Source organism: Glycomyces sp. TRM65418, assembly GCF_019710475.1.
Taxonomy (GTDB): domain Bacteria; phylum Actinomycetota; class Actinomycetes; order Mycobacteriales; family Micromonosporaceae; genus Glycomyces.
Map to the genome: position 1 here is coordinate 1 of NZ_JAJFAX010000015.1, position 26,793 is coordinate 26,793.

Genomic DNA, 26,793 nt, shown 5'->3' on the forward strand with positions numbered 1-26,793 from the left:
GGGCCGGTCGCCTTTCACGGCGGCGACCATGTCCAGGACCTCCCGCGTGGCCGCCACGTCGTGGGCGCGGAAGACCCGCGCCCCGTTCCACGCCGAGATCGCGGTCGCGGCGAGGGTGCCGTTCAGGCGGCGGTCCACCGGCAGGTCGAGGGTCTCCCCCACGAAGTCCTTGCGGGACAGGGCGACCAGCACCGGCCAGCCGGTGCCCGTGAGTTCGTCGAGGCGGCGGGTCAGTTCGAGCGAATGGTAGGTGTTCTTGCCGAAGTCGTGGGTCGGGTCGATGAGGATCCCGTCGGCGCGCACGCCCGCGGCCACGGCGGCCTCGGCGCGTTCGAGCAGTTCCGCGCGGACCTCCGCGACGACGTCGCCGTAGACGGCCTTGGCCGCCACCGTGCGCGGTTCGAGCCCGCCGGTGTGGGAGACGACCAGGCCCGCGCCGGTGTCGGCGGCGACCTCGATCACCGCCGGGTCCCAGCCGGCCCACGTGTCGTTGATGAGCTCGGCGCCGGCCGCGACGGCCGCGCGGGCGACCTCGCCGCGCCACGTGTCCACCGAGATCACCAGGTCCGGGTGCTTGTCGTGGACGGCGGCGATGAACGGCGCCACCCGGTCGATCTCCTCCGCGACGGTCACCTCGGGGCCGTCGCCGGCCTTCACACCGCCGACGTCGACGATGTCCGCGCCGTGCGCGACCGCGTTGTCCACGGCCGCGACCGCCGCCTCGAACGCGAAGGTCGCCCCCGAGTCGAAGAAGGAGTCGGGCGTGCGGTTGACGATCGCCATCACCGCGTAGTCGCACCGCTCGAACACCCGTCGGCCCAGTTTCAACGCTCGCATCCGTCTATGGTCGGCCACTCGGCGCGGAATGTGCAAACCCGCTGCTCCGGCGGCAGGCGCATGCGGCGATGAGCACGGTGCGATCGACATGCGCCGCGTCACTCGGTCACCGGGAGCGCCGCCCTGTACCGGCCAGTAAGCTCGCTGCAGCCACCCGCCAGTGATAAGGAGCATCGATGCCTCGCTTCGACCGGTCGCACACCGACGACCTCGCCGCGTTCATCAAGGCCGCCCCCACGCCGTACCACGCGTGCGCGGAGGCGGGCCGGAGACTGGAGGCGGCCGGGTTCCGGCGGCTGGCGGAGACCGACGCGTGGCCGGTCGACCTCGGCGGGTACTACGTCGTGCGGGACGGCTCGATCGTCGCCTGGCGGGTCAACGGCGAGGACTGCGACGCCTTCCGGATCTTCGGCGCCCACACGGACACCCCGACGTTCAAGGTCAAGCCGCGGCCCGACACCGGTTCCGCGGGCTGGAAGCAGATCGCCGTCGAGGTCTACGGCGGCGTGCCGCACCAGACCTGGCTCGACCGGGACCTCTCCGTCGCCGGGCGCCTGGTCATGCGCGACGGCGGCGAAGTGCTCGTCCACGTCGACCGGCCGCTGCTGCGCATCCCGCGCCTGGCGATCCACCTCGACCGCGGCGCCAACGAGGGCCAGAAGCTCAACGCCCAGTCGCAGCTGACGCCGATCTGGGGCCTGGGGCAGGCCCGCGACGGCGAGTTCCTCGAGTTCATCGCCGCCGAAGCGGGCGTGGACGCCGGCGACGTGCTCGGACACGACCTGTTCACCGTCGCCCTCGACGAGCCCGCCTACCTCGGCAAGGACAACGAGCTGTTCGCGGCCTGGCGGCTCGACAACCTCACCAGCACCCACGCGGGCCTCCAAGCCCTCATCGCCGCCGAGGACACCGGCCCCCGCATCCCGATGCTCGCCTCGTTCAACTACGAGGAGGTCGGATCGATGACCTACTCCGGCGCGCAGAGCCCCTTCCTGGAGTCGGTGCTGCACCGGCTCGTGGGCGACGATTTCGAGACGTACGCGCGGGCGATCGCCGCCTCCGGGATGATGTCCGCCGACACCGGGAACGCGATCCACCCGAACTACGTCGAGAAGCACGAGCCCGGCCACCGGCCGATCCCCGGCGCGGGCCCGATGATCAAGGTCAGCGCGAACCAGCGGTACGCGAGCGGCGCCGAGGAGCAGGCGCTGTTCCGCCGCTCGGCCGACGCCGCGGGCATCCCGTGGCAGATGTACGTGAACCGCAACGACATCCCCGGCGGCACCACCATCGGGCCGATCTCGGGCACGCAGCTGGGCCTGCTCACCGTGGACGTGGGCCTGCCGATCCTCTCGATGCACTCCGCGCGCGAGCTGTGCGGATCCGACGACCCCGCGTACCTCGCCGACCTCGCACTCGGCCTCTTCACGCACTGACCCCGATACGGAAGCGCCGCACGGTTCCCGTGTGGCGCTTTCATATTCGCGTCCCGCTCGGGTCTCGTCGCACACCGTGCGCTGCCGGTATGGTGAACTCGTTCGAAGCCCGCGAGCCGGGCATCGGTTCAGACCCCTCGGAGGCGGCATTGACTTGGCGAACCGAACTGGAACGGGTTGCCGCGCGGCTGCGCGAGGCCGCCGGGGCCGCCGACCGCGCCGAACGCCTGCTCACCGACGACGCCTCCCGCCTGGCCGCCACGGGGATCGAGCAGCGCCGCAGCGATCTCGCCGAACGCCTCCGGGCCGCCGCGGCGGCGACCGCGACCGGCTGGCTCGGCGACGACCTCGCCGCCGTCGGCCCCGATACGCCCATGTGGACGGAGGGAGCCGCCGCGGCGGCCGTCCGGATCGGCACCGCCGAGATCGACGACGCCCCGGCGTTCCCCGCGCTCGTGGGGCTCCTCGGCAAGGGCCACCTGGTGTGCGACGGCGACGCGGCCGACCCGCGCGTGGCCGGGATGCTCCAGTCGCTCCTGCTGCGGATCACCGCCGCCCACCCGAACCTCGAACTGAGCCTCGTCGACGGCGTGACGCTCGGGCAGGTCTTCGCGCCCGCCACGGCCCTCGTGGACGCCGGCATCGCCGGTCCCGTCGCCACCGACCACCTCGCCCTCGGCCGAGTCCTCACCGCCGCCGAGAAGCGGCTCACCGAACTGCGCGACATCGCCGCCCGCGGCCAGTCCATCGCCGACCGGCCCCACCACCTCATCGTCATCGCCGGGCTCCCGCCCGAAGTCGGCAAGTCGACCCGCGAACGCCTCGCCGCCCTCGCCCACGCCGGGCCCTCCGCCCGCTGCCACCTGGTCCTGTGCGGGTGGCGCAACGCCCCGCACCGCGAACCGCTCCCCGCCGTCGAGCACGCGACGTACCTGACCTGCACCGCGAACGAGGTCCGCCTCGGCAGCCTGCCGCTGCCCGTCAGGCTCGACGCGGCCCCCTCGCCGAGCCTCACCCGCGCCGTCTTCGGCTCGCGCGCGCAGCAGCGCCGCGAAGCCGGGGAGCTGTCCGTCGCCGACCTCGTGCCCGAGACGCTGTGGACCGAGTCGAGCCGCAGCGGCCTCACCACCGTCATCGGCCGCGACCAGGCCGGCCGGTCCACCGGCGGCGACGTCGAGGTCTCCTTCGACGACGCCACCCCGCACTGGCTCATCGGCGGACGCACCGGCGGCGGCAAGACCGTGTTCCTCCTCGACGTCCTCTACGGACTCGCGACCCGCTACTCCCCCGACGAACTCGAGCTGTACCTCCTCGACTTCAAGGAGGGCGTCTCGTTCACCGAGTTCACGCCCTCCCCGCTCGACCCGTCCTGGATCCCGCACGTCAAAGCCGTCGGCGTCGAATCCGACCGCGAATACGGCGTGGCCGTCCTCGGGGCGCTCCGGGCCGAACTCTCCCGCCGCGCCGGGCTCATGAAACGGGCCGGGGCCACCCGGCTCGCCCGCCTGCGGGAACTGCGGCCCGACGTGCGCCTGCCGCGCATCGTCGCCGTCGTCGACGAGTTCCACGTGCTCTTCGCCGGGAACGACCGCCTCGCCGGGGAGGCCGTCGCCCACCTCGAGGAACTCGCCCGCAAGGGCCGCTCCTACGGCGTGCACCTCGTCCTGGCCAGCCAGACCATCTCCGGCATCGAGGCCCTCTACTCCAAGAAGGACTCGATCTTCGGGCAGTTCCCGCTGCGCGTCGCGCTGCCGGGCGCGAAGCACCTGCTCGACGAGGGCAACGACGCCGCCGACGGCATCAGCGTCGGCCAGGCCGTCGTCAACGACGCCGGCGGCATCAGGGGCCGCAACCGCACCTGCCGCTTCCCCGACGCCTCCAGCGCCGAGGAGCTCCTCGGCGAGCTGCGCCACCAGTTGTGGGAGCGGCGCGGCTCCGACGAGGAGCCCGTGGTCTTCCGCGGCTTCGACGAGCAGCACCTCGAAGACGACCCCACGTTCGCGGCGCTCGCCCCCACGCACGCGCCCCGGGCGCTCCTGGGCCGCGCCGTCGACGTCCACATGTCCACTGTGGGCTACCAGTTCGACCGCAGCCCCGGACGGCACCTCGCGGTCCTCGGGACCTCGGTGGTCGCCGCCGACGTCCTCGCCGGCGCGGCCGAATCCCTCGGACGCCAGCACGAGCCCGGCAGCGTCGAATTCCACGTCGCGGCCACCGCCGTCGGCGTCGAGGACACCGCGGCGGCCGTCCTCGAGAGCCTCAAGGCCCGCGGCCACGACTGCCGCGAACTCGCGCCCGGCTCGATCCTGGCCGAACCGCGCGAGAAGCCGACCTACCTGGTGTGGTTCGGCGCCGACGGGGCGGACGGCCAGCCCGCGACCCTGCGGGAACTGCTGCTGCACGGCCCCGCGTCGGGCGTGCACCTGCTCGGGTGGTGGCGCGGGGCGCGGCGCTTCCTCGACGACATCGGCGGCTCGGCCGGACGCGAGCACTGCGCCGGGATCGTGGCGCTCAACATCGCCGCGAACGACCTCGCCGCGATCACCGGCGGCTACGAACGGTCCTGGGAGGCCCGCTCCAACCGCTGCCTGATCGTCGACCGGCACGCGGGCACCGAGCGGCTCGCGGTCCCCTACGTGCGGCCCGGCCGCCTGGACGAGATGGTGGAGGCGACCCGATGACCCTGAGCGCGTACGAGGACCTCGTGCACGAGCTGACCCGGCTCGACGCCGACACGACGGCGAACACCGCGCAGGCCGCGAAGCGGCTCGAACGCCGCCGCACCGACCTGCGCGAGATCAGGGCGGGGATCGACGAGCAGACCATGCGGCTCGCGGAGCTGTGCGCCCGGTTGCGGGCCACCACGCCCGACCTCCATCCCGAACCGGACGACGAGGCCGCGGCGAACGAGGACGCCGACGCGGCGCTCGCGCGGGCGCGCACGGCGCTGCGCGAGGCCGAGGCCGCGCAGGTCGCGACCGTGCGCGTCGCCCAGCGGCCCACGCTGCTGCCCAAGGCCCACCACGTGCTGCGGGAACTGCTCGTCTACGGCTCGTGCATGATCGCCTGCCTCGGCGTCCAGCTGTCCTATCTGGCCGTCACCGGCGGCGGCGAGGCCACGTGGTGGGTCGCGTTCCTGCTCCCCGTCATGGCCGCACTGGTGGGATACGTGCTGGTCGGCGCCGCCAACAAGCCGCGTCTGCCCCTGCTCGACCGCGGCGGGAAACCCGTCAAGCCGGTCGTCCCCCACAACCCGCGTCTGGGAGTGACCCTCGCAGTCTGCACAATGGCGCTGTTCGCCTATTTCGCATTCTTCCGCTGAGAACCGCTTGGAGGAACCACCCGTGGGTTTCGTGCTGCCGCTCATCGTCGCCGTCATCGGCGTGTGGATCGCCTTCGCGATCGTCGTGTGGGCCACCGGCCGCGACACGCTCCTGGACCTCAGTCCGGCCGGGGCGCCGCCGGGTCTCGGCGACGGCGAGCCGGTCGACGAGGCGGCCGTCGCCTCCGTCAAGTTCGACACCGGCCTGCGCGGCTACCGCACCGAGCAGGTCGACGCCGCCCTGTACCGCCTGGCCTGGGAGATCGGCCGCAGGGACGAGCAGCTCGCCGTGCTGCGCGCGAAGCTCGACGGCGCCTATGCGGAGCCCCCGGCCGACGCGGAGGCGTTCCAGGAGCCCGCGCCCGACGAGGCGGTCGTGATCGAGGAGCCGGCCATGGACGAGGAGGCTCTGGACGAGGAGGCCTCCGTCGCGGACCGCGGCGCCGAGGGCGCGGCGCCCGAACGTGAGGCAGGGCGCGAGGATCCAGGTGAGGCGACGCCGCGCCGCGACGCGTGATGGGATAGGCCCATGCGTTATTGGCTCCTGGCGTTGGACGACGACGAATACACCGAGCAGCAGGCCTACGAGGTCGAAGCGGTCGAGCCGGCGCGGGCCCTCCCCGAGGGCGCCGCGGACGGCGACGAGGTCGCGCTGGCCGGCCCGGAGGGCGTGTTCGCGCTCGGCGAGGTCGACGGCCCCGCCGTCGCCTACCGCCGCCGCCTGGAGGAGCCGGTGAAGACGAGCGAGACGGCGCGCGTCTACGGGCCCGCGACCAACGGCGAGGCCGGCCCCGGGGCCTGGACCGAGCTCGACCCGGACGCGTGGGAGGCGCTCGTGCGGGCCCTTCCGAGCCCCGAGCGCCGCAGCGACTGGCTCGTGACCCTCTCGATGCCCATCGAAGCCGTCGACAAGGCCGAGGCCGTGCGCCGGTTCTGGTCGTACATCCGCTCGCTCGGACCGAAGGAACTGCCCACGTTCGTCGCCCCGTACGGAAGAGAACTTGAGGGCACTTCGTTCCTTTTGGGCGTCGAGCACGAGCAGGACCCCGAGGAGTGAGTGACCGGGGTCATGCTCCGTTCGGGGAAATCACGCAAGTCGCAAAAGCCGTTTTTCAGGCGATTGCTGCGTAACGTTGTCACATAGCCGGTGGGGCGAGTTGGCCTTCCGCCTGCTCATCAGGGAAACTTGATCTAGCAACGTCGAGTCGCAACCTGCGGCATTGGATCGAGGGGAGACCAAAATGGCGGCCATGAAGCCGCGGACCGGTGACGGCCCGCTTGAAGTCGCGCAAGAGGGCCGAGGCATCATCCTGCGGATGCCGCTCGAAGGCGGCGGTCGGCTGGTCGTGGAGATGAGCCCCGAGGAAGCTGAAACTCTGTACAAAGAGCTCCAGGGCGCCCTCGAGTAGGAACGACTTTCCGCACCACCACCCCACTCGGCGGTCACCCCGCTGCCGGACCGACCTGAGGACCCGCTCTGCGCGCGCGGAGCGGGTCCTTCATCGCGCCCGCGAACCGGCCGCGACCGGACCAGACGGCACCGTCCGGATTCGCAGGGCCCGTGAAGGACGGGCGAATGCGGCATAGACTTTCAGTCATGAACTCCGGCACCCAGCCACCCCAGGCAGATCCGGGCGCGCCGCACCACTCCGAGCCGACATGGCGAGCGCCGTCCGCCGAGGCGCCGCAGCCGCATGGGCCGGCCGGCCTCCACACGGGCAACCAGCCGCCCACGGCCGGGCCCGGCCAGTCGGCCTGGTGGCACCCGGCCGCCGCCACCGACCCGTGGCGGGACCCCGCGAGCCACGCCGTCATCGAGACCCGGCCCGTCCCCCACGCGCCCGCACCCGAACCGCTCCCCGCCCGCCCCGCCGAGCGCGCCAGGCCCGCGCTCGGACTCGTCATCGTCGTCTCGGCCGTCACCGCGCTCATCGCCGGGACCCTCGGCGCGGCCATCGGCATCTGGGCCACCCGCACGGGCGCCGGCGGCGGCTTCATCACCGGCGCGGAGCCGCGGACCGAGCGCGACGTCGACTCGGTCGCCGCCGTGGTCGAGGAGATCATGCCCTCGGTGGTCACCGTCCTCACCGCCGACGGCGGGAACGGCTCGGGCTTCATCGTCTCCGACGACGGCTACATCATGACCAACCACCACGTCGTCGTCGGCGGCGGCGCCGAAGTCGCCGAGAGCCTCCAGGTGCTGTTCAGCGACGGCAGCGTGACCAGCGCCGAAGTCGTCGGCTCCGACCCCGACTCCGACGTGGCCGTCCTCAAGATCGAGGGCGACGAGCATCCCCCGATGGTGCTGGCCGATTCCGACCTGGTGGCGGTCGGCGACCCCGTGCTCGCCGTCGGGGCGCCGCTGGGCCTGTCCTCCACGGTCACCGAGGGCATCGTCTCGGCCGTCGACCGGCCGGTCCTGACCCAGAACAACAACGGCGAGGTCGAATCGGTCATGGCCGCGATCCAGACCGACGCCGCCATCAACCCCGGCAACTCGGGCGGGCCGCTCACCGACATCGCCGGACAGGTCATCGGCATCAACACCGCGATCGCGTCCACCGCGGCCGAAGGCGAGGCCGGGAACATCGGCATCGGCTTCGCCATCCCCATCAACCAGGCCAAACGCATCGCCGACGAGATCGTCGCGACGGGATCGGCCACGCACACCGTGCTCGGAGCGGAGCTCGGCGCCTCCGAACTGGGCGTCGGAGTGACCCTCGAACGGATCGTCCCCGACTCCCCCGCCGACGACGCCGGGCTGCGGGACGGGGACGTCCTGACCGCCTTCGACGGCACCACCGTCACGGAGAACACGCAGCTCATCGCTCTCATCCGCAAACTCGCTCCGGGGACCGAGGTCACCGTGGTGTACGAGCGCGATGGCCGGGAGCACAGCGCGCAGGTCACGCTGGAAGCCGCCGCCGACTGAGGTGCGGGTAGGCTAGGCGGAGGTTTTTCAGGTATCGGCAGTCACTAGCGGGACTTTAGGAGGGTCAGCGTGTTCGGAGGCTTGGGTGGAACCGAGTTCCTGGTCATCATCCTGATCGCTATCTTCCTGTGGGGTCCGGACAAGCTGCCGAAGGCGCTCGCCAATCTCCGCCGGTTCATCTCGAAGGCCCGCACCATGGCCTCGAACGCCGCCGCGGACCTCAGCCGCGAGATCGGCACCGACATCCGCCCCGAGGACCTCAACCCCAAGACCTTCGTCCGCAAGCACATCCTGACCGAAGAGGACCAGGAGATGCTGACGAGCCCGCTCAAGTCGACGATGCGCGACCTCCAGGAGGGCACCAAGCCGCTCCAGGAGGGCCTGCGGGACACCACCCGCGAGGTGGAGAACACCCGCCGCAGTGTCAACCGCGGCAGCATCACGAAGAGCGCGAACGGTTCCAGCGCGGCCGGCGCCGGCGCGAACGGCGCGGAGGCCGCCGCGGCCGAGCCGGCCGCCGAGCGCACGCGCGGCCGCGCCGCGACTTTCGACGACGTGACCTGATCCCGGTTTAGCCGTCGCCCTCGGCTGGAACACTGGGCGCATGATCGGAACTTGGCACGGACTCATCATCGACTGCCCCGACCCCAAGGCGCTCGCGGGGTTCTACCGCGAGCTCCTCGGCATGGTCGAAGTGCAGGACGACGGCGACTGGGTGGTCATCGGCGACGCGCCCGACCGCCCCGGACTGGCCTTCCAGCGGGCCGACGTCTACACGGCCTCGACCTGGCCCGACCCGGCCGTCCCGCAGCAGATGCACCTCGACGTCAAGGTCGACGACCTCGACGAGGGCGAACGGCGGATCCTGGAGCTCGGCGCGCGCCGGCTCGACGGCGGCGGCGACAGCTTCCGCGTCTACGCCGACCCGGCAGGGCACCCGTTCTGCCTCGTCCTCATGTGAGCCGCGGAGGCACGCGAAAGCGGCGCGGGCCCGGCCCGCGCCGCTGCGGCCGTGCGCCTAGACGGTGGTGCCCGCGTTGAACGCGCTCATGCCCGCGACGCCCCACCAGACCCAGAGCAGGATGTCGAGGCCGAGGGCGATGCAGCCGAGCACCACGCCGGTGATCGCCATGCCCTTGTTGGTGGCCTCGCCACGGTTGGCCCGGGCGATGCCGAGGCCGCCGAAGATGATGCCGAGGATCGCCAGCACGATGCCGACGATGCCGCACCAGGCCAGCACGAGGCCGATGATGCCGGTGACCATGCCGGTCACGCCGAAGCCGTTCTTGGGCTGGGCGCCCACCGGCATGCCGTAAGGCGGCGGGTAGCCCGGCGCCGGGGGCGGCAGCTGCGGGGCCGCGCCGTATCCGGGGGCGACCGGGGGCACGGGCTGGCCGTAGCCGGGCTGCTGCGGCTGCGACGGCTGGCCGTAGCCCGGCTGCTGGGGGGCGGCGCCAGGGTGCGGGGGCTGGGAACCGGGCTGGCTGCCGTACGGGTCGTACTGGAAGCCGCCCTGTCCGGACTGGTCCGGAGTCGGAGGATAGGTCATCGCTGATTACTCTCTGCTCGGGCGGAAACGGCGCGGAGGTTCACGATAGCCGACCGCTGCAACGAGATCGTGACGAGGCCGGTTCGCAAATACGGCGAAAGGGCCGGTCAACGCCCGGATATGAGCCGTCCGCGGAGGATGATGAGCGCGGGTTCACGGGCCGCGTCCAGGTCCGCTCGCGGGTCGCGGTCGTAGACGACCACGTCGCCGAGGTCCGGGGGGATGCCGAGCCATGCGCGGGCGCGCCACGAGGCGGCCGCGACGACGTCGGCGGCGGGGATGCCGGCGCGCTCGTGGAGCAGGCGCATCTCCTCGGCGGCGAGACCGTGGTCGATGCCGCCGCCCGCGTCGGTGCCGAGGTAGACCGGCACGCCCGCTTCCCAGGCGGCGCGCACGACCTCGGGAAAGCCCTGCTTCAGGCGTCGCATGTGGTCGGCGTAGCGGGGGAACTTGGCGTCGGCGCCGGCGGCGATGTCGTCGAAGGTCTCGATGTTGATCATGGTCGGCACCAGGGCGATGCCGCGGGAGGCCATCCGGTCGAGCAGGTCGGGGGCGAGTCCGGTGCCGTGCTCGACCGAGTCGACTCCGGCTTCGACGACGCAGGCGACGGCCTCTTCGGAGAAGGTGTGCACGGCGACCTTCGCGCCCTCGGCCTGGGCGGCGTGGATCGCGGCGGTGAGGACCTCGGGCTCGAACGAGGGGGCGAGGTCGCCTTTGGAGCGGTCGATCCAGTCGCCGACGAGCTTGACCCAGCCGTCGCCGAGCTTCGCCTGGCGGGCCAGCGCGCCGACCACTTCGTCGGGCTCGCATTCGAGGCCGATGCCGCGCAGGTAGCGGCGGGAGGCGGCGACGTGGTGGCCGGCGCGGACGAGCCGCGGCATGCCGTCTTCGCCGACGAGTTCGGGGTAGGGGTAGGGCGATCCGGCGTCGCGGATGGCGAGGACGCCGGCGTCCCGGTCGGCGCGGGCGAGCGTGCGGGCCTCGTCGAGGCTCTCGATCGGGGAGGCGCCGCGGCGGATGCCGATGTGGCAGTGGGCGTCCACGAGCCCGGGGAGGGCGTATCCGGCGGTGGCGACGGTGCGCGCTCCAGGGACGGGGTCGAAGCCGATCCGGTCGCCGTCGACGTAGACGTCGCGGACGGTGTCGTCGGGAAGCCAGACGACACGGAGGTGGAGCGGCGGCGCGGGCGAGGCTTGGCGTTCAGTCATCGCCCAGCAGTATCGCCCGTGCGGGCCTCCGTGTCCAGGGCGGGCGCGCGGGCGACACGCCGACCCGCGAAACGGGCGACGGCCGCGACCGGCGACGGTCGCGGCCGTCTCGCTCCGGCTACTGGTCCTTCTTCTGGTCCTTGAAGAACTGCTCCAGGTCGATGTCCGGGAGGTCGGCGGCGTTGAGCTGCGACAGGTCGGGCATCTGGCCCTGCAGGCCCGGCGGGAGCTGGGGCATCCCCTTGGCGGCGGGGCCGCCGCGGCGCGCCACGGGCTTCTTCTTGCCCTTCTTGCCCTTGCGCTTGTTGTACGGCGACTTGGTCGCCTTGGTGCCCTTGGGCAGGCCCATCGCGCCGGTCATCTGGCGCATCATCTTCTGGGCGTCCTTGAACCGGGTCAGCAGCTGGTTCACCTCGGAGACGGTCACGCCCGAGCCGTTGGCGATGCGCAGGCGGCGCGAGCCGTTGATGAGGCTCGAGTCGCGGCGCTCGGCGGGCGTCATGGAGCGGATGATCGCGGAGGTCCGGTCGATCTGCTTGTCGTCGATGGCGTCGATCTGCTGCTTCATCTGGCCCATGCCCGGCATCATCTTGAGGACGTTGCCGATCGGGCCCATCTTGCGGATGGCCTGCATCTGCTCCAGGAAGTCCTCGAGCGTGAAGTCCTCGCCCTGGAGGAGCTTCTGGGTCATCTCCTCCTTCTGCTCGTCCTCGAACACGGCCTCGGCCTGCTCGATGAGGGTGAGCATGTCGCCCATGCCGAGGATGCGCGAGGCCATCCGGTCGGGGTGGAAGACGTCGAAGTCCTCGAGCTTCTCACCGGTGGAGGCGAAGAGAATCGGCTGGCCGGTCACGTGCCGCACCGAGAGCGCGGCGCCGCCGCGGGCGTCGCCGTCGAGCTTGGAGAGGACGACGCCGGAGATGCCGACGCCGTCGCGGAAGGCCTCGGCGGTGTTGACCGCGTCCTGGCCGATCATGGCGTCGATGACGAAGAGGACCTCGTCGGGGTTCACGGCGGCCCGGATGTCGCGGGCCTGCTGCATCATCTCCTCGTCGATGCCGAGGCGTCCGGCGGTGTCGACGATGACGACGTCGTGGCCCTTCTGGCGGGCCTCGGCGATGGAGTCGGTGGCGACGGCCACCGGGTCGCCGACGCCCGAGCCGGGCTGGGGCGCGTAGACGGCGACCCCGGCGCGCTCGGCGAGGACCTGGAGCTGGCCGACCGCGTTGGGGCGCTGGAGGTCGGCGGCGACCAGGAGCGGGGAGTGCCCGTCGCCCTTGAGCCACTTGGCGAGCTTGCCCGCGAGCGTGGTCTTGCCCGCGCCCTGGAGGCCGGCGAGCATGATGACGGTGGGGGGCTGCTTGGCGTAGTTGATGCGCCGGGTCTCGCCGCCGAGGATGCCGACGAGCTCCTCGTTGACGATCTTGATGATCTGCTGGGCGGGGTTGAGGGCCTTGGAGACCTCGGCGCCCTTGCATCGGTCCTTGATCTGGGCGATGAAGGTCTTGACCACCGGGAGGGCGACGTCGGCTTCGAGCAGGGCGAGGCGGATCTCGCGGGCGGTGGCGTCGATGTCGGCTTCGGTCAGGCGGCCTTTGCCGCGGATCGACTCGAAGATTCCCGACAGTCGATCTGACAGAGCGTCGAACACGGGTGAACCTCTCGATGGTGCGATGCGAATTTTCGGCTGCCAGGCGGGCGCCGTGGGGCGCGGTGGACTCATACGAGCTTAACGGGGCGACCGCGCGGCCGCCGCGCGGTGACGGCCGCTGGGCTCGCCGCCATAGGCCGGGAGCCGCCGGGGCGGGGTACCCGAGGATCCGGGGCGGGAACGCGGAACGGCCGCCCCGCGAGAGGGCGGCCGTTCCCGGTGGTGAGGTGCGGTGGGTCGGTCAGACGGTGACCTTCTCGGGCTCGCCGGCGGCCTCGGGCAGGCCGGTGCCGGTGTTGCCGTTGACGGGCAGGTCGTAGCCGGCCTCGCCGTGCTGGGCGGCGTCGATGCCGGCCAGTTCCTCTTCTTCGCTGATCCGGACGCCGACGGTGACCTTGAGGATCAGGGCGATGACGAGGGCCACGACGAAGGAGTAGGCGACCACGGCGAGGACCGCGAGGGTCTGCCAGCCGAGGAAGGCGAAGTCGCCGCCGTAGAAGACGCCGTTCGTGCCGCCGGTGACGTCGCCGAAGGCGAACAGGCCGACCGCGATGGAGCCCCAGATGCCGGCGACCATGTGCAGGCCGACCACGTCGAGCGAGTCGTCGTAGCCGAGCTTGTGCTTGAGGCCGATGGCGAAGGGGCAGAGGACGCCGGCGACCGCGCCGACGGCGATGGCGCCGAGCGGGGTGACCAGGCCGGCGGCCGGGGTGATGGCGACCAGGCCGGCGATGACGCCGGAGCAGGCCCCGAGCACCGAGGGCTTGATGCCCCGGATGCGGTCGACGAGCAGCCAGGCGAGGATCGCGGCGGCGGTGGCGACCTGTGTGTTGAGCAGGGCCAGGCCGGCGACCGCGTCGGAGACGAAGGCCGAGCCGGCGTTGAAGCCGAACCAGCCGAACCACAGCAGGCCGGTGCCGATCACGACGAGCGGCAGGTTGTGCGGGGCGAAGTTGCCGTCCTTCCAGCCGATGCGGCGGCCGACGACGAGGGCCAGGCCGAGCGCCGCGGCGCCGGCGTTGGCGTGGACCGCGGTGCCGCCGGCGAAGTCGAGGACGCCTTGCTCCTCGATCCAGCCGCCGCCCCAGACCCAGTAGGCGACGGGGGCGTAGACGAGGACGACCCACGCGGTGGAGAACACGACCCAGGCGGTGAACTTCATGCGGTCGGCGACGGCGCCGGCGATGAGGGCCACGGTGATGATCGCGAACATCATGCCGAAGGCGGACATCGCGCCGGCGGAGACGCCGCCGTCGACCATGCCGAGGTCGGTGACGTAGCGCAGGCCGAAGGCCGAGCTGACGTCCATGCTGAAGAACGGGTTGCCGTCGCCGTCGCCGACGGCGATGGACTCGCCCACCAGGACCCAGACGATCGAGACGAGGCCGATGGCGACCAGGCACTTCATCATCATGTTGATGACGCTGGAAGCTCGGCTGAGACCGCCGTAGAACAGGGCGAGGCCGGGCGTCATGAGCAGAACAAGGGCGGCTGAGATCAGGATCCACGCGTTGTTGCCGGTATCGAGCTCGGGCATGGCCGCCTCCTCTCTCCAGAGATGGGTACGTGCTGCGGGCGTTCAGTCGGGTCCGGCGTTGAGGGGAGCGACGGTGCTCGGGGCAGGTGTCACGCGCCGGCCGCCGGACCCGAGGGCCCGCCACCGTGACCGGTGGGATGCGACCGGCGCGTGATTCTCCTACCTACCGGAGTGATGCCAGCTTCACGAAGACGTGTTACGCGGCCCGGGCCTCCGTGTTAAGAAGCTGTCGCGAAAGATTTCGAGTGTGTGAACTCACTCTCACAACGGCCCTCCGGGGCGCGACCGTCGGCGCGCGCGGTGCGGATGCGCCGTTCGGGCTGTTTGAGCATGCGGTAGGAACCATTGCCTCGGCGTGACTCCCCCGTTACAGAACTGTGCTCTAATATTCTTGACCCATAACCAAAGTGATCGTTAACATCACTCGGCGTATCGTCGTATGGGACTGCGGCCGCAAGATGCCCCGGGACGGCCCGTTCCCCGGACGGCATGCGACGAACATAGAAAGAGACCTACAGCGATGGCGCAACCGAAGAAGGCAGCCAGTATCTGGGACGTGGCGCGGCTGGCCGGAGTCTCCCACCAGACCGTCTCCCGAGTCGTCAACGGCTCGCCGCGCGTCGCCGCGGCCACCCGGGACAAGGTCCTGGAGGCCATCGCCGAACTGGGCTACCGGCCCAACCGGCTGGCCCGGAGCCTCGCGGGCGGCGCGGTCGAGTCGGTCACCGTGCTCACCGCCGACACCTCCCTCTACGGGCCCGAGGCGGCCCTGCGCGGCATCGAGAAGGCCGCCCGGTCGCTCGACTGGAGCGTCCAGATCTCCGTGCTCGACCCGGCCGACACGCATTCGGACGCCGACATCATCGCCCGCCTGCCCCGCGCCGGCGAGCCGACGATCATCATGGCCCACGACGAACCCGGCATGCGCGCCAAGCAGGTCCTGCTCGACACCCAGCCGCAGGCGATGGTCGCCATAGGGCCCTACACCGCCGAGGAGCTCGCCGCCTCGCCGTGGCTGGTGGGCATGGACGACGGCAAGGCCGCGGCCGAGGCCACCCGGTACCTGCTGGAACTGGGCCACGACACCGTGCACCACCTGGCGATCCCGACCTCCACCGGCACGTTCGGCGGCGGCAAGGCCCACCGCGCCGACGGCTGGGCGCGCGTCCTGCGCGAAGCCGGACGCGAGGTACCGGACCCGGTGCCGTCCGGGTGGACCATCGCCGAGGCGTTCAAGGCGGTGCAGCCGCTCGTCTCCGACCCCGCGGTGACCGCGATCCTCTGCGGCAACGACCACCTCGCCCTCGCGACGCTGCGCGCCGCGCACCTGGCCGGACGGAAGGTCCCCGGGGACCTCTCGATCGTCGGCTTCGACAACACCCCGTTCTCGGCGTACACCACGCCCGCGCTGACCACGGTGAACCAGGACTTCGAGAGCGTGGGCCGCGGCGCGTTCGAGCTGCTGCGCCACCGCGTCGACGCCTCGATCCCGCGCCCGAAGCCCAGCTGGCCCGAGCCCGAACTCATCATCCGCGAGACCTCGGGCCCGCCCTTCGCCCGATCCTGACCCCGAAAGGCACCGGCCATGCCACCGATCCCCCTCCCACAGGGGCCGGCCCGCCTCACCGCGGACTTCGACGCGCCCACCGGCCCCCTCGTCCACGGCGCGACCGGGTCGCTCTACGGCGTCTCGGAGGACGGCGTGCCCGCCGACGAGCTGCTGGACGCCATCGACCTCACGTCGCTCGCGGCGAAGCCCGACGGCGGAGCGCAGCACCCGGGCGGCGACGCCTCGGAGGCCGTGGCCGTCATGCGGCGCAACGAACGGGTCCACAAAGGCCAGGGACTCGTGTTCGTCTACCTCCAGGACCTCTTCGCCGAGTGGCCCTACGAGGACGCGGGGATCGACGTCTACCACGAGCGGCTGTGCGCGGTCGTCCCGCCGATGCTCACGCAGGCGAACACCGGGCGGCTGGTGTGGGTGCCGTTCAACGAGCCCGACTGGATCTGGTACTCGCTCAAGGAGAACGACCAGGCGAAGTTCGACCGGTTCCTCGCCGACTGGATCACCACCGTGCAGCTGCTGCGCAGCCTCGCCCCCGGCGTGCCGATCGCCGGGCCGAACGAGGCGTACTACCACCCGGAGTTCCTCCCCCACTTCCTCAGGCGCGCCCGCGACACCGGGACGCTCCCGGAGTGGACGACCTGGCACGAGCTGTCGCCGCGGTCGCTGGCGGAGTTCCGCGGGCACTACGCGGCCTACCGCGGGCTCGAACGCCGACTCGGCATCGCCCCGCGGCGCGTCAACATCGACGAGTACGGCAACAACCGCGACCTCTCCGTGCCCGGCCAGCTCGTGCAGTGGACCGCGATGTTCGAGGAGACGAAGGTCCACGCCGACATGGCGTTCTGGACGGCCGCCGGAGGCTACTCGGGCGCGGCCCCGCAGCCGTGCGTCCCCAACGGCGCGTGGTGGTTCCTCAAGGCGTACTCGGGGATGACCGGCGAGACCGTGCGCGTCACCCCGCCGCATCCGAACACGGTGGACACCCTGCAGGGGGTGGCGAGCTTCGACCCCGACCGCGGCAGCGCCCAGATCCTCGCCGGCGGCACCGACGCGCCCTTCACGATCGTCGCCGAGGGCCTGGATCCGGCGTACTGGGGCGAGCGGGCGACCGCGACGGTCTACCGCATCGACTGGACCGGTTATGAGGGGGCCGCGGGCCCGCCGGTGGCCCTCGACCAGGTCACGAGCGCGCCCGGGGAGCTGGAAGTGCATGTGCCCGAGCCGGACCGGATGGCCGCGTACTGGGTGCGCATCGTCCCCGGCCAGGCCGCCCCGGTCGAGCCGCCGCCGTGGCGGGGTCGCTGGGAGGCCGAGCACGCGAAGGTGAGCTCGGGCCAGGTGAACCGCCTGGGCTGCGCCGAGGACGGCAACGGCTTCGCGGCCTCGGGCGCGCACGACGTGAGCGGCCTGCACTTGAACGACTCGGCCGTGTCCTTCAGCGTCGACGTCCCCGCCGACGGGGACTACGACCTCGCGATCTTCTACTCCCACATGTACGGGCGCGGAGCCGAGGCCACCGAGCCGCAGCCCGCGGAGCAGGTCCTCAGCGTCAACGGCGCGGAGCGGATCGTGGCGTACCCGACCACGATGAACTGGCAGCACCGCTCGATCGAGGTCGCCGCGGTGACGCTGCGGGCGGGCGGGAACGCGATCGAACTGTCGAAATCGGGGGCGATCGGCACCGCCCGCGGCGAGGTCGCGCTCGACAAGATCGAGCTCCACGAGCGCCGCCCCGAACGCCACGTGTACGAGGGCGCGTTCGCCCGGCGCGACGGCGACGGCCTCGTCTTCGACCTCTACGCGGGTGATGCCGGGTACCGCCGGATCGACGGCGCCGCGAGGGCGGTCCTGGCCGGTCCGCAGAACCAGTGGGTCCCGGTGGATCTCGCCCGGCCGGTGTTCCTGCACCAGGGGATCAACCGGCTCCTCGCGGATCAGGAGACCGAGCGCCTCACCGTCACGGCCGCGGCGGGCCCGGACGTGGTCGAGGTCCGCGCGCAGGACGTCGTGCGCGCCGGCGGGTCGCTGCTGGTGGTGAACGACTTCGCGGTCGGCGGGCACGTGGTCGGCTGGAACGGCAAGGGCGCCACCGCTTCGATCGAGGTCGAGACCGGGGCCGGGCCGCACGCGCTGCTGATCGGCTACGCGAACGACGAGCGCAGCGGGGGCCACGAGTACAATGTGGACATCGTCTCGCGGTACTGCGAGATCGCGGTGAACGGCGCGTCCATCGGCCGGTTTCCGATGCGCGGCACCTGGACCTGGAATGACTTCTGGACCTATCCGGTGATCGTCGAGCTGCGCGAGGGCCGCAACACGATCGCCTTCGGCAACCCGGACGGCCCCACCGCCGAGTTCGAACGCTTCCGCATCGCCCCGCTCAATCCCTGAACGCCGCAGCGCCCGCGCCGTCTCGGCGCGGGCGCTGCGGTCGTGCGCTAGGCGAGGTCGTCCAGGGCCTCGTAGTGGGCGTCGCTCAAGGCGATGTCGCGGGCGGCCCAGTTCTCTTCCAGGTGGGCGATCGAGCTGGTGCCCGGGATCGGGACGATGTTGTCGGACCGGCGCAGGAGCCAGGCCAGCGCGGTCTGGGCGGGGGTCGCGCCCGCCTCGGCGGCGATCTTGGCGACCGGTCCGTCGGGGCCGGCGTGCTTCCCGGCGGCGATGGGGAACCACGGGATGAACGCGATGCCCTGTTCGGCGGTGTAGTCGAGGACGTCCTCGCTCTGGCGGGTGACCAGGTTGTAGAGGTTCTGGACGCTCGCGATGGGGGCGACCTCCTGGGCCTGCTTCAGCTGCTCCACGGTGACCTCGGAGAGTCCGATGTGGCGGATCTTGCCCTCCTGCTGGAGCGCGGCGACCGTCTCGATCTGGTCGGCCACCGGCAGGTTCGGGTCGAGGCGGTGGATCTGGTAGAGGTCGATGCGGTCGGTCTTGAGGCGGCGCAGGCTCAGTTCGGCCTGCTGGCGGATGTAGGCGGGATGGCCGACGGCGACCCACTCGTCCGCGGACGGGCGCGTGTTGCCGCCCTTGGTGGCGATGACGAGGCCGTCGCGGTACGGGTGCAGGGCTTCGGCGATGAGCGTCTCGTTGTCGCCGAGCGCGTAGGCGTCGGCGGTGTCGATGAAGTTCACGCCGAGTTCGACGGCGCGGCGCAGCACCGCGACGGCGCTCGCGCGGTCCTTCGGCGGAGTGAAGATGCCCGGGTCGCCGGACAGGCGCATCGCGCCGTATCCGAGCCGGTCGACGCGGAGGTCGCCGCCGATGACGATGTCGCTCATGGGTTGGCCCTTCGTTCAATGCTCGATGGTGCTGCTCGGCGCGGTCCGGGGCGTCGGTCCGGCCGCTTCCGGTAGCAACCGCGTGCCCGGCCGGATTGTTCCCCGGAGGGTGATGTCGCCTCGGGCGCGGCGACACTCGGCTCTCTGCGGAGACGCCGCGACGGGTGAATGCGAGACTCTTCGTCATGATCAAAGGGTTCAAAGAGTTCGTGATGCGCGGCAACGTGGTCGAGCTGGCCGTCGCCGTGGTGATGGGCGCGGCGATGACCGCGCTGGTGGGGTCGTTCGGGGACGCGTTCCTCAATCCGCTGATCACGCTGGTCACCGGCGGCGCGGAGGTCGGCGGCAGCTTCACGGTGAACGGCGTCGAGTTCCCGTACGGGGTGTTCCTCAACGGGGTGCTGGTGTTCTTCCTGACCTCGGTGGCGGTGTACTTCGTGATCGTGCTGCCGATGAACAAGCTGCGCGAGCGGTTCACGCCGCCGGCACAGGTGGCCGCGGAGGCCGCGGAGGAGCACGCGGTGGCGGAGATCGAAGTGCTGCAGGAGATCCGGGATCTGCTGCGCGAGCAGAACCGGCGCTAGGGACTGGACGGCCCGCCGCCGCACTGGTGCGGGGCGGGCCGTCGCGCGTCCGGGTTTTCGGGCGGGAGCGGGAGGGTATTCGGCACGTCCCCGATGCCGCGGCCGACGCCGACGGCCCTGCCGGGGTCGGCGGGGGCCTTGCCCGTGTCGCACCCGCGTGGGACGGTGGGGTGGCGTTGCCGACCCGACCCGTGAAGGAATTGACCATGCCGACCTCCATTCCGCTCGGCGCCCCGATCTGGGCCGATGCGAACACCCCCGATATGGCCGTGGACCTGGCCTTCTACATGCGGCTGTTCAATTGGTCCAGTTTCGACACCGGAGAGCAGTTCGGGCATTACACCGAGCTGTGCCTGGGGACGACGATCTCGATGGCGCGGGCCGTGGGCGGGCTGGCCCCGAATCCGCCTGCGGACACGAGCCGGCTCTCGACGTGGGGGGTGGCGTTCCATGTGGACGACTGCGTGCAGGCGACGGCGAACGCCGAGAAGCTGGGCGCGACGATCGTGAGCCATCCGATCCGGGTGGGCGACGACCTGGTGTACGCGGCGATGAAGGACCCTGACGGGGGCTCGTTCGGCCTGTTCGAGCCGATGAGCGACCACGTCGGGTTCACCGCGTTCCGCGAGCCGGGCGCGATCGTGTGGTTCGAGTACGTGTACGACGGAGCACCGGTGGAGGCGATGCAGTTCTATGCGGAGCTGCTGAACTGGTCGCTGAAGGTGCCCGGGCATGACGAGCCGCCGCACGACGCGCCGTACGTGGGCCTGTGGACCCACGACGAGGGCGTGGTGCAGGAGGACTCGGCCGAGTTCGGCGGCGCGCGGATGGCGCTGGGCCCGGAGGTGGAGATGAAGCCGCATTGGCTGGTGTGCTTCGGGACCGATTCGGTGGACTTGACGGCGGCGAAGGCGGTCGACCTCGGCGGCCGGGTGGCGGTCGCGCCGGTGGACGACCCGGGCGGGCGCATGGCGGTGCTGGTGTCGCCGACGGGCGCGCACTTCACGATCATGTCGACGGCGGTCCCGGGCCGGGAGTGAGCGGCCGGGTCGCGATTGAACGGCCGGGTCGCGATGAAACCGGTGCGGGCGCCTGAGGCCCGTGCGACGGTGGTGGAGTCAGCGGTCATCACTCGCGAAGGAGCCGTGCGCCATGACCTCGATACCGGTGGGCGCTCCGATCTGGGCCGATTCCCTCACGACCGACCTCGAAGCCGACACGCGGTTCTATATGCGGCTGTTCGGCTGGACCTCGGTCGACACGGGCGAGGACTTCGGCCATTACACGACGTTCGGGCTCCCGGACGGGTCCTCGGGCCCGGGTCGGGCGGTCACGGGGATCATGCCGTGCCCGCCGGACATGCCGCCGTCGCAGATGTGGAACCTGCAGTTCCGGGTGGACGACTGCGACGCCGCGACCCGGCGGGCGCGCGAGCTCGGCGGCACGGTCGTGAGCGAGCCGGAGGACGTGGGCTCGTTGCTGCGGTTCTCGATGGTGGCCGACCCGTACGGCGCGTCGTTCGGCCTGGTCGAGCCGAAGGAGCCGGGCTCGGGCTTCGAGGCGTGGGGGGAGCCGAACAGCATCGGGTGGGTCGAGTACCGCTACGACGGCGTGCCGGCGGAGGGGATGCGGTTCTACACGGCGCTGCTCGGCTGGAACGTGACGACGCCGCCGTGGGAGAACCCGTCGAGCCCGAAGCCGTACGCGGCGCTGAGCGCGGCCGGCAGCGAGCGGGAGTTCGGCGGCTGCCATGCGTCGGACGCCTGGGAGCTGGAGCTGCCGCCGGCGTGGAACGTCATGGTGCAGGTGGACGACGCGGTCGCGATGTGCGAGCGCGCGGTGGAGCTGGGCGGGTCGGTCGCGGCGGAGCCGCTGGAGGTCCCGGGCCTGATGATCGCGGGCATCGCGGTCCCGAGCGGCACCGTCGTCGGCATCCAGTCCCCGCGCGGCTGGGAGTGAACATCGATTCGATCGGGCCGAGCGACCGCGAATCACCGAGGTGTCCGCGACGGTCACCGCGACTCCCGGTCCTCTCGGGTCATCTCGACGATGAGGTCCCTGTCGGTCTTCGGCCCGCCTCGACGCTCGCGAGTGCCTCCGAGACGGTCGGCTGCTCGCCTCCCGCGTGCGCTTTCGGTGCAGGTGCGCCTGAAGCGACATGCCCGCCGCAGCGGCCCGGCTCTTCCACACGCGGTAGGCCTCGTCGGAGGCGTTCTTCACCTGGATGTTCTTCACGGCTTCACCATTGCCTTCCGGCATTCGTCGAGCGTGCGAATCAGGCCTCAGGCAGGCTCGCCTCGCCTGTTCAGTGACGTGTCGCGCGCTGCGGCATGGCGACCGCGGCCATCACTGCGACGGTGAGGGCGATCATCGCCGCGGCCGGGGCGAGGGCCGCGAGCGGGGCGCGTTCGAGGTACGGCAGGGACCGTGCGAGGCTCGCGCCCCATTCCGGTGCGTCCGCGCCCGCGCCGAGGCCGAGGAACCCGAGCGAGGCGATGCCGAGGGCCATGCCCGGCAATCGTAGGCCCGCATGGGCGGCGAGCGGTCCGACCACGAGCGGGAGCGTGTGCCGCCGGAGCATCCACCAGCGTCCGGCCCCGAGCGCTCGGCGCGCTTCGAGGTGCCCGGCGGTGCGGGCCTGGGCCACGAGTTCGGCGGCGTGCGCGGCCAGCGGCGGCCACGATACGGCGACGACCGCGAGCACCGCCCCGAACTGGCCCCGCCCGAGGAGGACCACGACGAGCATCCCGGCGATCGCGACCGGGAACGAGTTGCACGCCTCGGCGAGCGGATGCGCCAGGCGCGGCGCGAAGCCGAGGGCCAGCGCGAGCGCGTAGGCGAGGCCGCACGCGAGGAACGCCGCACCGGCCGTCCACAGTGCTCCTTGTCCGAGGCGGGCGAGCACGTCGCGGCCGAGCTCGTCGGTGCCGAGCCAGTGGGCGGCCGACGGGCCGTCGAGCCGGGAGCCGGTGGCGATGTCACCGCTGCGTGCGAACCCGTACGCGAGGGCGGCCAGCAGCGGTCCGGCGCCGACGGCGATCCACGCGAGGTGCCCGCGCCGACCGCCCGACACCGTCGGGGCCGTGGGGATCGCGGTGGCGTCGCCCGTGAGGGCGCGGGCGGCGAGGCGGGCGACCAGGCCCGCGGCGAAGCCGAAGCCGATGAGGAGCGCCATGCAGGCCTGGAGGACCGGGAGGTCTTGGGCGTCGGCGGCGGCGAGCGCGGCACGCCCGAGCCCGGGGACGGCGAAGATCGTCTCGACGGCGACGGCCGCGCCGGTGATGCTGACGCTGATGATCGCGAACTGCGGTACGACGGGTGGCAGGGCGCGGCGGAGCAGGCCGCGCACGACGCGGCCGCGCCGGTAGCCGGCGGTGCGCCACTGGCGGACCCAGTCTTCGGCGGCGACGCGGCCGATGGCGTCGCGGCCGAGCCGGGCCAGGACGCCGCCGCCGGGCAGGCCCATCGCCAGGGCGGGCAGCAGGAGGTGCAGCGGACTGGTGAAGCCGTACGCGGGCAGGATCCCGGCCCAGGCGGCGAAGACGGCGACGCCGAGGGTGGCGATGAGGAAGTCGGGCAGGGCCGCGAAGGCGGCGACGGCGACGCCGCCGGCGCCCACGGGTCGGCCTTCGGCGGCGCGGCGCAGCGCGGGCGCGCATGCGAGGGCGGCGACGGCGAAGGTCACGGCGAGGGCCGCGCCCATCACGGTGAGGGAGACGCCGAGGGCGGACAGGACCGTCTCGGCGACCGGTTCGCCGCTCGTCCAGGAGGCGCCGAAGTCGCCGCGGAGGAGACCGGCGAGCCAGTCGCGGAGGATGGCGAGCGGTCCGGCGTCGAGGCCGAGTTCGGCGCGGACCGCGTCGAGGGCGGCGTCGGTGGCCTCGCGGCCGGGGTAGCGGGCGCGCAGGACGGAGAGGGCCGGGTCGCGGTCGGCGAGCCAGGGCAGCAGGCCGATGGCGACGAGGACCGCGAGGAGGATCGCGAGCCGTGTGAGGGACCCGCGCAGGAGCGCCACCGACTAGTCCATAGTGGTCTGTGCGGTGATGATCTCGCGTTCGCGCGGGTCGCTGACGACGTTCGCGACCCCTGCTGCGACACCCGTGACCAGGCGCTCGTGGGCGATCGGGATCACCGCGACGGTGGCGAGCACGACCGCTTCGGCGTCGAGGACGGCGTTCTGCCGCGCGAGGGCGGCGCTCTCGGTGTCCGGTCCGTCCCCTGCGGCGTCGGCGTCGGCGGCGCCGATGGCCGCGACGGCGGCGTCCACGGCGGGGTCGTCGAGCCGGGAGACGTTGAAGCCGCCGTCGCCGGTGAAGTCGGAGTCGAGGTAGGTGTAGGCGTCGCCGGAGTCCTGGACGACCGAGCGGGACATGAGGAACGCGTCGAAGTCGCCGGCGAGCATGTCGGGCTCGATGTCGTTGTACTCGCGGACCTCGGTCTCGACGGCGAACCCGGCGGCCTCCAGTTGGGAGGCGAGGACGGTGAGGGCTTCGGGGAGTTCGGCGCGGTTGGAGTAGGTGGCGAGTTTGAGGGTCTCGCCGGCGGGGGTCGCGGCCTCGGGGAGGGTGTAGGGCCGGTGGTCGGCGGCCCAGGCGAGGGCGGGCCCGAACAGGCCTTCGGGGGCGTCGGCGTGGCCTTCGTAGATGTCGCCCACGATCGGGTCGGGGTCGATGGCGGCGGCGACGGCGGCCCGCAGGGAGGCGTCGGCGAGCGGCCCGGTCGCGGTGTTGAGGTAGAGGCTGACGGTGCGGCCGGTGGGGGCGTCCTGGAGCTGGGAGTCCTGCAGGTTCGCGATCTGGGCGTACGGGACGGCTTCGATGACGTGGGCCTCGCCGGAGCGGAGTGCGGCGACGCGGGTGGCGGCGTCGGGCACGTAGTCGGCGCGGTAGCCGTCCATCGCGGCGGGCTCGCCCCAGTAGGCGTCGTTGCGTTCGAGGACGACGCCCGTGGAAGCGGACTCGGTGAGGACGAAGGGCCCGGTGGCGTGGCCGAGCGGGTCGACGGCGTCGCCCGCGTAGGCGGCCGGGGCGAGGATCGCGAGGTGGGGGCTGGAGAGCCGCTGCGGAAGGACGGGGTCGGGGGCGGCGGTGGTGACGCGGAGGGTGTGGTCGCCGGTGGCCTCGGCGGCGAGGCCGACGCCGTCGATGACGCGGGGCACCGCGGCGGCTGCGGCGGCGGCGTTGAGGGCGGCGGCCGCGGCGGCGGCGTCGAGGTCGGTGCCGTCGTGGAAGCGGACGCCTTCGCGGAGGGTGAGGTCCCAGGCGGTGTCCGCGGTCCGGGTCCAGTCGAGGGCGAGCTTCGCGAGCGGCCGGCCGTTGTCGTCGAGGCCGACGAGGGTCTCGGCGACGGCCCAGCGGGCGAGGAGGAACGCGTCGTCGGAATGGGGCGAGAGCCCTGCCGCGGGGGTGAGGGCGGTGGCGAAGACCAGGCGGGCGGAGTCGCTCGCCTCGGAGGCGAAGCAGCCGGTGGTGGCGAGGACGCCGCCGAGCCCGAGGGGGGCGGAGGCCGTGATCAACGTGCGCCGGGAGAGCGGCATGGCAGTGAGCCTCGTCTCTATCGCGAAGTCTTACCTATTGCAAATCAGATGCAATAATGGCACACATGTCGAGTACCGCAACCGCGCGAGCAACCAAAGGTGTAGAGGGTTACGTTCTGCGACAAGCGGAACCGGGCGACCTGCCGCAGGCGCGATCGGTGATGCTGGACACCGTGTACCGGGACTTCGGGCACGGGTACCTGCCGCAGTGGCACTCGGACATCATCGATCTCGAGTCGTACTACCTCGCGCCGGAGGACAACGCGCTCTTCGTCGCGATCCGCGACGGCGAGGTGGCCGGCACGGCGGGCGTGCGCGGACAGACGCCGGTCTCGCCGCCGCACCCGGAGGCGGTGGCGAGCCGCTTCGAGGAGGGTCGCACGGCGAGCCTGTACCGCGTGTACGTGCGGCCCGAGCACCGGCGGAAGGGCTTGGCGGGCGCGCTGGTGGACACGTGCCTGGACTTCATCGCGAGCCGCGAGCGCTACACCGGCGTGTACCTGCACACGGACGCGCGGACGCCGGGAGCGGTCGAGTTCTGGTCGAGGCGGGGCCGGATCCTCTTCGACGAGCGGAACGCCGTCAACGAGCGGCGCCCCGAGCCGCTGAGCGAGCCGTTTCAAACGGTCCACTTCGAACTGGACGTCCCCCGCTGAGCGATCCGTTCCCAAGAATCACGCAAGGCCCGGCCGCGGCGCGGCCGGGCCTTGCGTCGGACTCGCCGATCGGCACGCCCCACGGCGGTCGAGGCCTCAGGCCTTCGGGACGCCGATCCTCAGGCGGTTGCCGTCCGGATCCCGCAGTTCGAACTCCCGCGTGCCCCACGCGGTGTCGTCGGCCCGCACGCCGAACTCGGCCGCGATCGCCTCGATGCCCTTGAGGCGCAGATAGACCACGCCCTCGGGATGGGCGTCGCCCTCGTGCTCGGACAGGAACAGCCGCACCGGTCCCCGCGCGACCTCCGCGAACAGCGGGAAGCCCGGCTCGAACCGGTGCTCCCACTGCTTGATGAAACCGAGCCGCTCGTACCACGGCAGCACGGCCGCGGCGTCCTTGACTCGGAGGATCGGAATCGCCTGTTCGTCCATGCGCCCATGGTCGCATCGAGGTCCGACGAATCCGCTCCCGCAACCGAACCCACCGTTTCGTCGCACCCGTGGGGCATCGCTGACACCAGGGGCGACCGAGTGCCGACACACCCGGCCTCGTGGTCCGGGCCCGCCGAACTGTCGCACCCGCCGGCCATCGCCGGGCGCTCAGACCTCGACGCACCCGAGCTCGTGATCCGGGCCCGGCCCCACTCTCCCGCCCCCCGAGAACGCCGAAGGGGCCGCCCCGGCGGCAGGGCGGCCCCTC

24 protein-coding genes are annotated in these 26,793 nt (G+C 72.1%); 15 read left to right on the forward strand and 9 right to left on the reverse strand.

Features of this window, described 5'->3' with window-relative positions; genetic code table 11:
- The coding region (gene folP, locus K3N28_RS21980; RefSeq protein WP_228094903.1) for a dihydropteroate synthase at window positions 1-837 on the reverse strand (837 nt) is incomplete at its 3' end.
- Between the two features lie 176 nt (window positions 838-1,013).
- Between folP and K3N28_RS21985 the strand changes: the two genes are divergently transcribed.
- The 9 genes from K3N28_RS21985 (at window position 1,014) to K3N28_RS22025 (ending at window position 9,488) form a co-directional block, all read left to right on the forward strand.
- Window positions 1,014-2,273, forward strand: coding sequence for a M18 family aminopeptidase (locus tag K3N28_RS21985; protein WP_228094904.1), 1,260 nt, complete (start codon window positions 1,014-1,016; stop codon window positions 2,271-2,273).
- A 149-nt stretch (window positions 2,274-2,422) separates the two neighbouring features.
- Window positions 2,423-4,954, forward strand: coding sequence for an FtsK/SpoIIIE domain-containing protein (locus K3N28_RS21990; RefSeq protein WP_228094905.1), 2,532 nt, complete (start codon window positions 2,423-2,425; stop codon window positions 4,952-4,954).
- Window positions 4,951-5,595 carry a hypothetical protein gene (locus K3N28_RS21995; RefSeq protein WP_228094906.1) on the forward strand — a complete coding sequence of 215 codons (645 nt, stop codon included), beginning with the start codon at window positions 4,951-4,953 and terminating at the stop codon, window positions 5,593-5,595. The genes K3N28_RS21990 and K3N28_RS21995 overlap by 4 nt, the downstream gene beginning before the upstream one ends.
- Before the next feature lie 22 nt (window positions 5,596-5,617).
- Complete coding sequence (locus K3N28_RS22000) at window positions 5,618-6,112, forward strand: DivIVA domain-containing protein (protein WP_228094907.1); 495 nt, start codon at window positions 5,618-5,620, stop codon at window positions 6,110-6,112.
- 12 nt (window positions 6,113-6,124) lie between these two features.
- The gene (locus K3N28_RS22005; RefSeq protein WP_228094908.1) at window positions 6,125-6,652 is read left to right on the forward strand and encodes a hypothetical protein; all 528 of its coding nucleotides are present in this window, start codon (window positions 6,125-6,127) and stop codon (window positions 6,650-6,652) included.
- A 184-nt stretch (window positions 6,653-6,836) separates the two neighbouring features.
- Window positions 6,837-7,004, forward strand: a complete 168-nt coding sequence (locus tag K3N28_RS22010) for a DUF3117 domain-containing protein (RefSeq protein ID WP_228094909.1) — start codon at window positions 6,837-6,839, stop codon at window positions 7,002-7,004.
- A gap of 188 nt (window positions 7,005-7,192) precedes the next feature.
- Window positions 7,193-8,527: a S1C family serine protease gene (locus K3N28_RS22015; RefSeq protein ID WP_228094910.1), complete on the forward strand. Its 1,335-nt coding sequence runs from the start codon at window positions 7,193-7,195 to the stop codon at window positions 8,525-8,527.
- Between the two features lie 69 nt (window positions 8,528-8,596).
- Entirely contained in the window at window positions 8,597-9,091 is a 495-nt protein-coding gene (locus tag K3N28_RS22020) for a twin-arginine translocase TatA/TatE family subunit (RefSeq protein WP_228094911.1), read from the forward strand.
- 40 nt (window positions 9,092-9,131) lie between these two features.
- Entirely contained in the window at window positions 9,132-9,488 is a 357-nt protein-coding gene (locus tag K3N28_RS22025) for a VOC family protein (RefSeq protein WP_228094912.1), read from the forward strand.
- A 57-nt stretch (window positions 9,489-9,545) separates the two neighbouring features.
- Here the strand turns inward: K3N28_RS22025 and K3N28_RS22030 are convergent, their stop codons facing one another.
- From K3N28_RS22030 to K3N28_RS22045, 4 genes are all read right to left on the reverse strand, one after another.
- Window positions 9,546-10,076 carry a DUF4190 domain-containing protein gene (locus tag K3N28_RS22030; RefSeq protein WP_228094913.1) on the reverse strand — a complete coding sequence of 177 codons (531 nt, stop codon included), beginning with the start codon at window positions 10,074-10,076 and terminating at the stop codon, window positions 9,546-9,548.
- Between the two features lie 107 nt (window positions 10,077-10,183).
- A complete protein-coding gene (locus K3N28_RS22035; protein ID WP_228094914.1) occupies window positions 10,184-11,284 on the reverse strand; it encodes an amidohydrolase family protein in 1,101 nt (366 codons plus the stop codon).
- A gap of 118 nt (window positions 11,285-11,402) precedes the next feature.
- Window positions 11,403-12,935 carry a signal recognition particle protein gene (gene ffh, locus K3N28_RS22040; protein WP_228094915.1) on the reverse strand — a complete coding sequence of 511 codons (1,533 nt, stop codon included), beginning with the start codon at window positions 12,933-12,935 and terminating at the stop codon, window positions 11,403-11,405.
- A gap of 241 nt (window positions 12,936-13,176) precedes the next feature.
- Window positions 13,177-14,472, reverse strand: a complete 1,296-nt coding sequence (locus tag K3N28_RS22045; protein ID WP_228094916.1) for an ammonium transporter — start codon at window positions 14,470-14,472, stop codon at window positions 13,177-13,179.
- 520 nt (window positions 14,473-14,992) lie between these two features.
- Between K3N28_RS22045 and K3N28_RS22050 the strand changes: the two genes are divergently transcribed.
- Both K3N28_RS22050 and K3N28_RS22055 read left to right on the forward strand, forming a co-directional pair.
- A complete protein-coding gene (locus K3N28_RS22050; RefSeq protein WP_228094917.1) occupies window positions 14,993-16,039 on the forward strand; it encodes a LacI family DNA-binding transcriptional regulator in 1,047 nt (348 codons plus the stop codon).
- An 18-nt stretch (window positions 16,040-16,057) separates the two neighbouring features.
- Complete coding sequence (locus K3N28_RS22055; protein WP_228094918.1) at window positions 16,058-18,430, forward strand: hypothetical protein; 2,373 nt, start codon at window positions 16,058-16,060, stop codon at window positions 18,428-18,430.
- Between the two features lie 47 nt (window positions 18,431-18,477).
- On the opposite strand, the gene K3N28_RS22060 is transcribed toward K3N28_RS22055, so the two are convergent.
- Window positions 18,478-19,317 (reverse strand): aldo/keto reductase, encoded by an 840-nt coding sequence (locus tag K3N28_RS22060; RefSeq protein WP_228094919.1) that lies wholly within the window; start codon window positions 19,315-19,317, stop codon window positions 18,478-18,480.
- Between the two features lie 185 nt (window positions 19,318-19,502).
- On the opposite strand from K3N28_RS22060, the gene mscL reads away from it, so the two are divergent.
- From mscL to K3N28_RS22075, 3 genes are all read left to right on the forward strand, one after another.
- A complete protein-coding gene (mscL, locus tag K3N28_RS22065; protein ID WP_228094920.1) occupies window positions 19,503-19,901 on the forward strand; it encodes a large conductance mechanosensitive channel protein MscL in 399 nt (132 codons plus the stop codon).
- Between the two features lie 206 nt (window positions 19,902-20,107).
- Window positions 20,108-20,941: a VOC family protein gene (locus K3N28_RS22070; protein ID WP_228094921.1), complete on the forward strand. Its 834-nt coding sequence runs from the start codon at window positions 20,108-20,110 to the stop codon at window positions 20,939-20,941.
- A 112-nt stretch (window positions 20,942-21,053) separates the two neighbouring features.
- On the forward strand, window positions 21,054-21,860 hold the full coding sequence (locus K3N28_RS22075; protein ID WP_228094922.1) for a VOC family protein: 807 nt from the start codon (window positions 21,054-21,056) through the stop codon (window positions 21,858-21,860).
- 346 nt (window positions 21,861-22,206) lie between these two features.
- On the opposite strand, the gene K3N28_RS22080 is transcribed toward K3N28_RS22075, so the two are convergent.
- Together K3N28_RS22080 and K3N28_RS22085 are read right to left on the reverse strand one after the other, a co-directional pair.
- Window positions 22,207-23,916, reverse strand: coding sequence for an ABC transporter permease subunit (locus K3N28_RS22080; RefSeq protein WP_228094923.1), 1,710 nt, complete (start codon window positions 23,914-23,916; stop codon window positions 22,207-22,209).
- Between the two features lie 3 nt (window positions 23,917-23,919).
- Window positions 23,920-25,437, reverse strand: coding sequence for an ABC transporter substrate-binding protein (locus K3N28_RS22085; RefSeq protein WP_228094924.1), 1,518 nt, complete (start codon window positions 25,435-25,437; stop codon window positions 23,920-23,922).
- Between the two features lie 161 nt (window positions 25,438-25,598).
- Between K3N28_RS22085 and K3N28_RS22090 the strand changes: the two genes are divergently transcribed.
- On the forward strand, window positions 25,599-26,093 hold the full coding sequence (locus K3N28_RS22090; protein ID WP_228094925.1) for a GNAT family N-acetyltransferase: 495 nt from the start codon (window positions 25,599-25,601) through the stop codon (window positions 26,091-26,093).
- Window positions 26,094-26,189: 96 nt separating this feature from the next.
- Here K3N28_RS22090 and K3N28_RS22095 read toward each other — a convergent pair whose 3' ends face one another.
- Entirely contained in the window at window positions 26,190-26,525 is a 336-nt protein-coding gene (locus tag K3N28_RS22095) for a glyoxalase superfamily protein (protein WP_228094926.1), read from the reverse strand.
- Window positions 26,526-26,793: the final 268 nt, after the last annotated feature.

Bases quoted from the DNA above. Each gene is read 5' to 3' on its own strand.
- K3N28_RS21985 (WP_228094904.1), top strand. From the start codon at position 1,014: ATGCCTCGCTTCGACCGGTCGCACACCGACGACCTCGCCGCGTTCATC.
- K3N28_RS21995 (WP_228094906.1), top strand. From the start codon at position 4,951: ATGACCCTGAGCGCGTACGAGGACCTCGTGCACGAGCTGACCCGGCTC.
- K3N28_RS22005 (WP_228094908.1), top strand. From the start codon at position 6,125: ATGCGTTATTGGCTCCTGGCGTTGGACGACGACGAATACACCGAGCAG.
- K3N28_RS22010 (WP_228094909.1), top strand. From the start codon at position 6,837: ATGGCGGCCATGAAGCCGCGGACCGGTGACGGCCCGCTTGAAGTCGCG.
- K3N28_RS22015 (WP_228094910.1), top strand. From the start codon at position 7,193: ATGAACTCCGGCACCCAGCCACCCCAGGCAGATCCGGGCGCGCCGCAC.
- K3N28_RS22025 (WP_228094912.1), top strand. From the start codon at position 9,132: ATGATCGGAACTTGGCACGGACTCATCATCGACTGCCCCGACCCCAAG.
- K3N28_RS22030 (WP_228094913.1), bottom strand. From the start codon at position 10,076: ATGACCTATCCTCCGACTCCGGACCAGTCCGGACAGGGCGGCTTCCAG.
- K3N28_RS22035 (WP_228094914.1), bottom strand. From the start codon at position 11,284: ATGACTGAACGCCAAGCCTCGCCCGCGCCGCCGCTCCACCTCCGTGTC.
- K3N28_RS22045 (WP_228094916.1), bottom strand. From the start codon at position 14,472: ATGCCCGAGCTCGATACCGGCAACAACGCGTGGATCCTGATCTCAGCC.
- K3N28_RS22050 (WP_228094917.1), top strand. From the start codon at position 14,993: ATGGCGCAACCGAAGAAGGCAGCCAGTATCTGGGACGTGGCGCGGCTG.
- K3N28_RS22055 (WP_228094918.1), top strand. From the start codon at position 16,058: ATGCCACCGATCCCCCTCCCACAGGGGCCGGCCCGCCTCACCGCGGAC.
- K3N28_RS22060 (WP_228094919.1), bottom strand. From the start codon at position 19,317: ATGAGCGACATCGTCATCGGCGGCGACCTCCGCGTCGACCGGCTCGGA.
- mscL (WP_228094920.1), top strand. From the start codon at position 19,503: ATGATCAAAGGGTTCAAAGAGTTCGTGATGCGCGGCAACGTGGTCGAG.
- K3N28_RS22070 (WP_228094921.1), top strand. From the start codon at position 20,108: ATGCCGACCTCCATTCCGCTCGGCGCCCCGATCTGGGCCGATGCGAAC.
- K3N28_RS22075 (WP_228094922.1), top strand. From the start codon at position 21,054: ATGACCTCGATACCGGTGGGCGCTCCGATCTGGGCCGATTCCCTCACG.
- K3N28_RS22085 (WP_228094924.1), bottom strand. From the start codon at position 25,437: ATGCCGCTCTCCCGGCGCACGTTGATCACGGCCTCCGCCCCCCTCGGG.
- K3N28_RS22090 (WP_228094925.1), top strand. From the start codon at position 25,599: ATGCTGGACACCGTGTACCGGGACTTCGGGCACGGGTACCTGCCGCAG.
- K3N28_RS22095 (WP_228094926.1), bottom strand. From the start codon at position 26,525: ATGGACGAACAGGCGATTCCGATCCTCCGAGTCAAGGACGCCGCGGCC.